The following is a 6,926-nucleotide window of genomic DNA, read 5'->3' on the forward strand; positions in this document are numbered from 1 at the left end:
GTCCTTGGAGAGAGCATGGAGACCGCTCGCCAAGTGCGGTCTTTCAGCCAAGCAGGACGCCGGGATGAAACGGCCTGCAAAGATGCTGCGCCCTTATGCCGGATCGAGATCGTGCCAGCGGGTCGGGCGCCAGAGCAGACATCCGGCATGGTGCGATCTATGAAAGCAGGGCTCGCCAGCGGGAATTTGATACGCGAAGGGGCCAAAGCAAGGCTGGATGAGAAGCCGGTGCTACCTGCAGGTCCAGTGTCATGTGGCGGCGCTCGGGAAACCGCTACGCAACGTGACGCGCTCTTATGAGGCGAACAGACCGGCCCCAAAACCGATCGACCGGTGGTCGGCGCGAAACGCGTCATGCCTGTCCGAAAGCTGACAGTGGCAGAAGACGCATGTCGGGTTCCGCACAATTGACCATGCTGGATTTGTGAGGTTTTCAGGGAGAGCCATGCGTTCACTACCCAGTGAGCTTTGGCACGGCATTTGCACTTGAGATGTGGCAACACGGATCGAAGGTTGACTGCATGCACAAGCGCGAGATGAGCAATGCTCTCCTTTCCTGGAGGCTTGGCAGCAGATTCGATTGTGACGTTGCGAGGAGCTTCAGCCGCTCGCGGCGGAAGTGATCTCAAATCTGAAGGCACCGTTGGGGCCGCAGCCATCAAACACATCTTTCTCTTTTTCGCAGCTCGTCATCAACGCGATGCGGACTTCTTCGCGTCGACGGCGGCCGAAGGTGGAGAAGGGCTCGACTTGCAAAAAGGAGTTGTCAATGACGTCTTACGTTCGCACCAACAGCCCGGCGCAGGTGCGCTCACTGTCCACCTTTGGCAAGCATCTGCAAAGGAGCGTGCTGACGGCGACGCTGCTTGCCGCGGCTTCGACGGGAAGTGAAGCGCAGCCCTATGTTCGTGCTGACGGCAGCACGACTGACGACTTGGAAGCGGCGCGCGCAAGTTGGCGTCATGACGCCGAATTCAATGGAAATGTGGGGCTCGCAGCCATCAACGCGGATGCGCGTATGCGTTGGGTTCCACCGGGGAGGGGGCCAGAGCTCCTCGCCTGCCCTCGTCCGTCTTGACGAGTGCCCGCTTACAGCCTACCTCACTATCGCGTTAGCACTCGTCCATCGCGAGTGCTAACAAAAACCCCTCAACATCCGCACCAGGGAAAAATCCGAAAATGGCAAAGTCGAAGTTCCGCCCGCTGCATGACCGCGTGGTCGTTCGCCGGGTCGAATCCGAATCCAAGACCGCTGGCGGGATCATCATCCCGGATACGGCAAAGGAAAAGCCGCAGGAAGGCGAGATCATCGCCGTTGGTTCCGGCGCCCGTGACGAAGCCGGCAAGCTCGTCCCACTGGACGTCAAGGCCGGCGATCGCATCCTGTTCGGCAAGTGGTCGGGCACCGAAGTCAAGCTCAATGGCGAAGACCTTCTGATCATGAAGGAATCCGACATCATGGGCATCATCGGCTCATATCAGGCCCTTTCGTCAACTGAATTCCCGGGCTCGATTGAAGCCCCTGCCAGGAGCTAAAAATGGCTGCCAAAGACGTAAAATTCTCCCGTGATGCCCGCGAGCGCATGCTGCGCGGCGTCAACATCCTCGCCGACGCGGTGAAGGTCACGCTCGGCCCCAAGGGCCGCAACGTCGTCATCGACAAGTCGTTCGGCGCCCCGCGCATCACCAAGGACGGCGTCACCGTCGCCAAGGAAATCGAGCTTGAGGACAAGTTCGAGAACATGGGCGCGCAGATGGTCCGCGAAGTTGCTTCGAAGACCAACGACATCGCCGGCGACGGCACCACGACCGCGACCGTTCTGGCGCAGTCGATCGTCCAGGAAGGCCACAAGGCGGTTGCCGCCGGCATGAACCCGATGGACCTGAAGCGCGGCATCGATCTCGCGGTTAGCGACGTCGTCGCGACGCTGATCAAGAACGCCAAGAAGATCAAGACCTCGGAAGAGGTTGCCCAGGTCGGCACCATCGCCGGCAATGGCGATGCTTCGGTCGGCTCGATGATCGCCGAAGCGATGCAGAAGGTCGGCAACGAGGGTGTCATCACGGTCGAGGAAGCCAAGACCGCCGAGACCGAACTCGAAGTCGTCGAAGGCATGCAGTTCGACCGCGGCTATCTCTCGCCCTATTTCGTCACCAACGCCGACAAGATGGTTGCGGATCTGGAAGACGCCTACATCCTTCTCCACGAGAAGAAGCTCTCCAACCTGCAGGCCATGCTGCCAATCCTCGAGGCTGTCGTGCAGACCTCGAAGCCGCTGGTCATCATCTCGGAAGACGTCGAAGGCGAGGCTCTGGCCACGCTCGTCGTCAACAAGCTGCGTGGCGGCCTGAAGATCGCCGCCGTCAAGGCGCCGGGCTTCGGTGATCGCCGCAAGGCCATGCTGGAAGACATCGCCATCCTCACCGGTGGCCAGGTCATTTCCGAAGACCTCGGCATCAAGCTCGAGAATGTTGGCCTCAACATGCTCGGCCGCGCCAAGAAGGTGTCGATCTCCAAGGAGAACACCACCATCGTCGATGGTGCCGGCAAGAAGGCCGAGATCCAGGGCCGCGTCGCCCAGATCAAGCAGCAGATCGAGGAGACCACCTCGGACTACGACAAGGAGAAGCTGCAGGAACGTCTCGCCAAGCTGGCGGGCGGCGTTGCCGTCATCCGCGTCGGCGGTGCGACCGAGATCGAAGTCAAGGAAAAGAAGGACCGCGTCGATGACGCCCTCAACGCGACCCGTGCGGCCGTCGAAGAAGGCATCGTTCCCGGCGGCGGCGTCGCACTCCTGCGCGCTTCGCTGAGCATCAAGGCTGTCGGCGCCAACTCCGACCAGACCGCCGGCATCGCCATCGTGCGTCGCGCGCTGCAGGCTCCGGCCCGCCAGATCGCGGCCAACGCCGGTGCGGAAGCATCGATCGTTGCCGGCAAGATCCTTGAGAACAAGGGCGCGACCTTCGGCTACAACGCCCAGACCGGCGAATATGGCGACATGATCGCCATGGGCATCGTCGATCCGGTCAAGGTTGTCCGCACCGCTCTCCAGGACGCGGCCTCGGTGGCCGGCCTGCTGGTCACCACCGAAGCCATGATCGCGGAGGCTCCGAAGAAGGAGTCGGCTGGCGGCGGCGGCATGCCTGGCGGCATGGGTGGCGGCGGCATGGGCGGCATGGGCGGCATGGGCGGTATGGATTTCTAATCCAGCTCTGGCAGCTTTCGCAACGAGGGGCGGCAGCAATGCCGCCCTTTTTTTGCGAACCTCGATCCGATAAACGATCGGCGCCAACGCCGGCCATGTTAGCGCAACCTCAAAAGAACTGTCGAGTTGGTTGCGCGGCTTTTGCGTCATCAGAGGCGCAAGGCGGCCGCGTGTGATGATTGCGCGCTTCCATAGGCGGTTTCGGCATGTGCCTCGCCTTCGACATCGGCATTGCGGCCAAGCAGGAAATCGGCGGCTTTCGAGGCATGGCTTGCGGCGCGGAAGATGGCGCGGTTGTCCTCGCGCAAAACCGTCAGCCATGAGCCGATGTAGTCGGCATGGCGCACGGTCGGCTCGATGCCGAGACTGCTGCAGATGAAGGCTGATGCGATTTCGGCGACCAGTTCCTCGCGCGCATAGGTGTTGGACCCGAAGGAGCCGGACAGGTCGCGCGCGAGTCGCGTCGGGTGGCCGGTCCAGTGGCCAAGCTCGTGAAAGCAGGTCCGGTAATAGTCGATCTGGTGGAAGAAAGCCGGCTGCGGCGGCACCTGTATGGTGTCGCTGCCGGGCATGTAGAAGGCGCGCTCGCCGCCGATGCGAAAATCAGCGCCGGTTGCATGAATGAGCGCCTCGGCCTGCGGGACCATCTCGCGCTCAGGCAGAGGCTCGCCGGCGGCATAAAGATGTTCGGGCAGATTATCGCACTGCGCGACATTGAAGACGGTAAAGCGCTTCAGGAAGGGCACCGCCTGCGGTTCGTCGCCATCGGTGTCGGCGCGTTGCTTTTCGTTCTTGGGAACAAAGCGGTCAGCGTGAACGATGGTGGTGCCGTGCTCACCCTTCCTGACATTGCCACCTAGGGAAAGCGCCTGCCGGAAGGTGAGCCAGTTCTGGCTGGGGAAACCGCGATCGATGACCCCGCCCCACAGGATCAGGATATTGATGCCGGAATATCGGCGCTGGGTGGCCGCATTCCGCGGCAGGCCGAGGCCTGTCCTTGCCCTGCCCCACGGCTTGACCCATGGCACGGTGCCGCGCTCCAGTTCGGCAATGATGCGGTCGGTGATTTCCTGATAAAGGCTGGCGCCGGTGCGCCCGCCACTCTCTGCGCCAGCCTGTCGGCTGCCGCAACGTTTGTTGTTTGCACGCATCGTGATGTCCTCCGCTCTTCAATCGCGCCCTCCCCGGAAGCGGGGTGGGCGGCGAAAGCGACCGGAAAGGCCCGACGTCGGAGGCGGACTGCATCCGCAGGACCGGAACGGAGTGGAGGACCCGAAGCGAAAGCGAAGGGTTGCGGGACGCCGCGGCGGGCCTAGAAGGGAGTGCTGCCCGCCCTGCGCCACCGGGGAAGGCCACGATAAAAACGACGCCGGCCGACAGGCCGGCGACCGTCAGCAGCCGAAGGCTGCCCCGCGCCAGGGGGCGAAGCCGCAGGGCCAAGACCGCCTGAGCCTGGCGAAGATAAGCGGGCTCGGTTCACGAGCACCCGGCCAGCGCCTTCAGGCGCGGGCGCTCAGGATTGTTGTTGGCGCCCACGGCAGCTGGATGACCGCAACAAGATGCCGAGGAGCAACAGCAAAGCCAGCTGCCACAAACGGCACGCTCCGGCAACAACAGCGTGGCCGATCTACAGATGCTGCCCCGCACGAGAGCCTGCACGCTTTGAGCGCGCATCGGCGAGCAAGCGTTGCAAGCTGGCCATGTCGACCAGGTGGGCGATCACTATATCGCCGACCACCAACGCGGGCGTACGGTCGATGTGCAGACCTTTCGCGAGTGCGCGGACGCGCGCAAGTTCATCTGCGATGGCCGGATCTTGCATTCCCGCTTGAGCTGCTCCACGTCAAGGCCCACACGCGCTGCGATCTTGAGAGTGATCCTTTCAATGATCCAACTGGGGGAAGTCATAAGGGCGCGGTGGAATTCGTCGAACTTTCCCTGTTTTCTCGAGGCGAGTGCGATTGGGAATCCGGTCCCAGGACCGGGAACCGTCTGATCACAAGCTTCAGATTGGGATCATTCTTGAAGGCTTTTTGGTAGTTGAGATCTGCCAGTCTGCAATGCGGACAGTTGTGGTAGTCATTGAATATGACCAGAACGGCATCGCCTTGCGGGTTGCCGGCGATTGGCGAAGGGGGTCGTTGTCGAATGCGCCGCTCCACTTTTGCCTGTCGATCGACCACGCCTGCCGGTGCAGGTTCGCGCTATATTGGCTCGCCAGCACGGCGAGGAGTAAAAGAAGAGCTGCGACAGTGATGGCAGTCGGCTTAGACATGAGTCTCCAATCCATGGACGGCGTGGCAGCAACGGCCCGCCTTTTGGTGTAAAATGCTTTTGATCGAGCCCCGCACTTGCCACAGGGCGCAGTCGCGAGGGCGCACAGCTATAGATGCCGGTGCGCTCTGGCGGTTTCTGGAAAGATGGCCTTGCGCCATCGGGCCCACCCCACCCAGCTGAGCGTCGTTCGCGCGGGCCGGGCAACCGCGACCGCCATTCACCACGCCGGGCGACTGACCGTCCGCCCGGCAGAGCGCTGAAGGGTCCCCGGACCTTCCGGGTTGCCGGCGATTTGGCGAAGCGGGGTCGTTGACGAGTGCGCCGCTCCACTTTTGACTGTCCATTGGCACGACTGCATGGGCGGGGGCGGCCTTTCCCGCGGCGGGTGCGCGCTATTATGGCTCGCCAGCACGGAAAGCAGCACGGCGAGGAGAAAAAGGAGAACCGCGAGAGTGGTGGCCGTTGTCTTAGACATGAGGCTCCAATCCATGGACGGCGTGGCAGCAACGGCCCGCCTTTTCGGTGTAAAATGGGTCGCTTTTGATCGTGCCCCGCAGTTGCTACAGGCGCACAGGTGCGGGTGCGATCTGGCGGTTTCTCAAATACGGCTTTGCGCCATCGGGCCCACCCCAATAGCTGAGCGTCGTTCGCGCGGGGAACTGCGTTCACCACGCCGGGCGACTTGACCGTCCACCGCCAGAGCGCTGAACGGTCCGCTAGTGAGGCGCTCCCCGAATCGTCGTTTATCCCGCTCGCCCCAGACCGGGCGACAGCCAGCGTTGCCGCTACGCTGCGGAGAAATATCGTCAGCGCGTGGCATTCGGACATAAGCTGATCGACGCCAAGAATAAGACCCACGGAGGTGACCGGTGCGGCCGGAACAAGAAAGAGCGTTGCAGCCATTGTGACGAGGCCTGCACCGGTAATGCGGGTTGTTCCGTTCGAAGGGAACAATGCGACGAACAGCATGAGGATCCGGCAGCCGATCGGCAGATCAGTTTTCGTCGTCTGGGCGATGAAGAGGGCGGCGAGCATCATATTCGTGCCGTCCAGATTGAATGGAATGAGACCCACGACCGAATGCGTGGCGCCGGCCTTTTCCATCTTCTCCATGAGCGAGGGCAGCGCGGCCTCCGAGGAGGACGTTGCGAGCAGCAGCTCGTCCTTGATGTATCGGACGAGAGAGAAGATCGAGCGGCCGTTGTAGCGGCAGACCGCGCCGAACAGGACCGAGAAGAACAAGACTTGCAGGATGTCGCCTTCCGCGAAGGCACTGGCAATGGTTGATGGGATGATGTTCATCAGGAAGCTGGTCACGGACTGCTCGTGAGCCGTGGCCACATAGCCCTTAACGGCTTGGACATCGAGCGAGGCCGGATCGATGTTGAGGCCGGCGCCAGGCTGAACGATATTCGCGACAATCAGTCCGACAACGAGTGCAAG

At 62.2% G+C, this 6,926-nt stretch carries 6 protein-coding genes and 2 pseudogenes; 3 read left to right on the plus strand and 5 right to left on the minus strand.

The genetic code is table 11. The features are described from left to right. Positions 1-543 precede the first annotated feature (543 nt). From EOA86_RS16030 to groL, 3 genes and pseudogenes are all read left to right on the plus strand, one after another. Positions 544-891: a hypothetical protein gene (locus tag EOA86_RS16030; RefSeq protein ID WP_126038541.1), complete on the plus strand. Its 348-nt coding sequence runs from the start codon at positions 544-546 to the stop codon at positions 889-891. 288 nt (positions 892-1,179) lie between these two features. Beyond that, a pseudogene (gene groES, locus EOA86_RS16035) lies at positions 1,180-1,473 on the plus strand (co-chaperone GroES); the annotation flags it as partial. A gap of 65 nt (positions 1,474-1,538) precedes the next feature. Beyond that, positions 1,539-3,206 (plus strand): chaperonin GroEL, encoded by a 1,668-nt coding sequence (gene groL, locus EOA86_RS16040; RefSeq protein WP_128342506.1) that lies wholly within the window; start codon positions 1,539-1,541, stop codon positions 3,204-3,206. A gap of 149 nt (positions 3,207-3,355) precedes the next feature. On the opposite strand, the gene EOA86_RS16045 is transcribed toward groL, so the two are convergent. The 5 genes and pseudogenes from EOA86_RS16045 to EOA86_RS40335 form a co-directional block, all read right to left on the minus strand. Further along, positions 3,356-4,357, minus strand: coding sequence for a zincin-like metallopeptidase domain-containing protein (locus EOA86_RS16045; RefSeq protein WP_051695374.1), 1,002 nt, complete (start codon positions 4,355-4,357; stop codon positions 3,356-3,358). 476 nt (positions 4,358-4,833) lie between these two features. After that, positions 4,834-5,028: a hypothetical protein gene (locus EOA86_RS40320; protein ID WP_051695369.1), complete on the minus strand. Its 195-nt coding sequence runs from the start codon at positions 5,026-5,028 to the stop codon at positions 4,834-4,836. A gap of 82 nt (positions 5,029-5,110) precedes the next feature. Beyond that, on the minus strand, positions 5,111-5,302 hold the full coding sequence (locus tag EOA86_RS40325; protein ID WP_245457302.1) for a hypothetical protein: 192 nt from the start codon (positions 5,300-5,302) through the stop codon (positions 5,111-5,113). Next, positions 5,212-5,481, minus strand: a complete 270-nt coding sequence (locus tag EOA86_RS40330) for a hypothetical protein (protein WP_245457304.1) — start codon at positions 5,479-5,481, stop codon at positions 5,212-5,214. Before EOA86_RS40330 ends, EOA86_RS40325 begins: the two co-directional genes overlap by 91 nt. Before the next feature lie 764 nt (positions 5,482-6,245). Continuing rightward, a pseudogene (locus EOA86_RS40335) lies at positions 6,246-6,926 on the minus strand (cation:dicarboxylase symporter family transporter); the annotation flags it as partial.

The sequence above is a fragment of the Mesorhizobium sp. M5C.F.Ca.IN.020.32.2.1 genome (genome assembly GCF_004023105.1).
Taxonomy (GTDB): domain Bacteria; phylum Pseudomonadota; class Alphaproteobacteria; order Rhizobiales; family Rhizobiaceae; genus Mesorhizobium; species Mesorhizobium wenxiniae.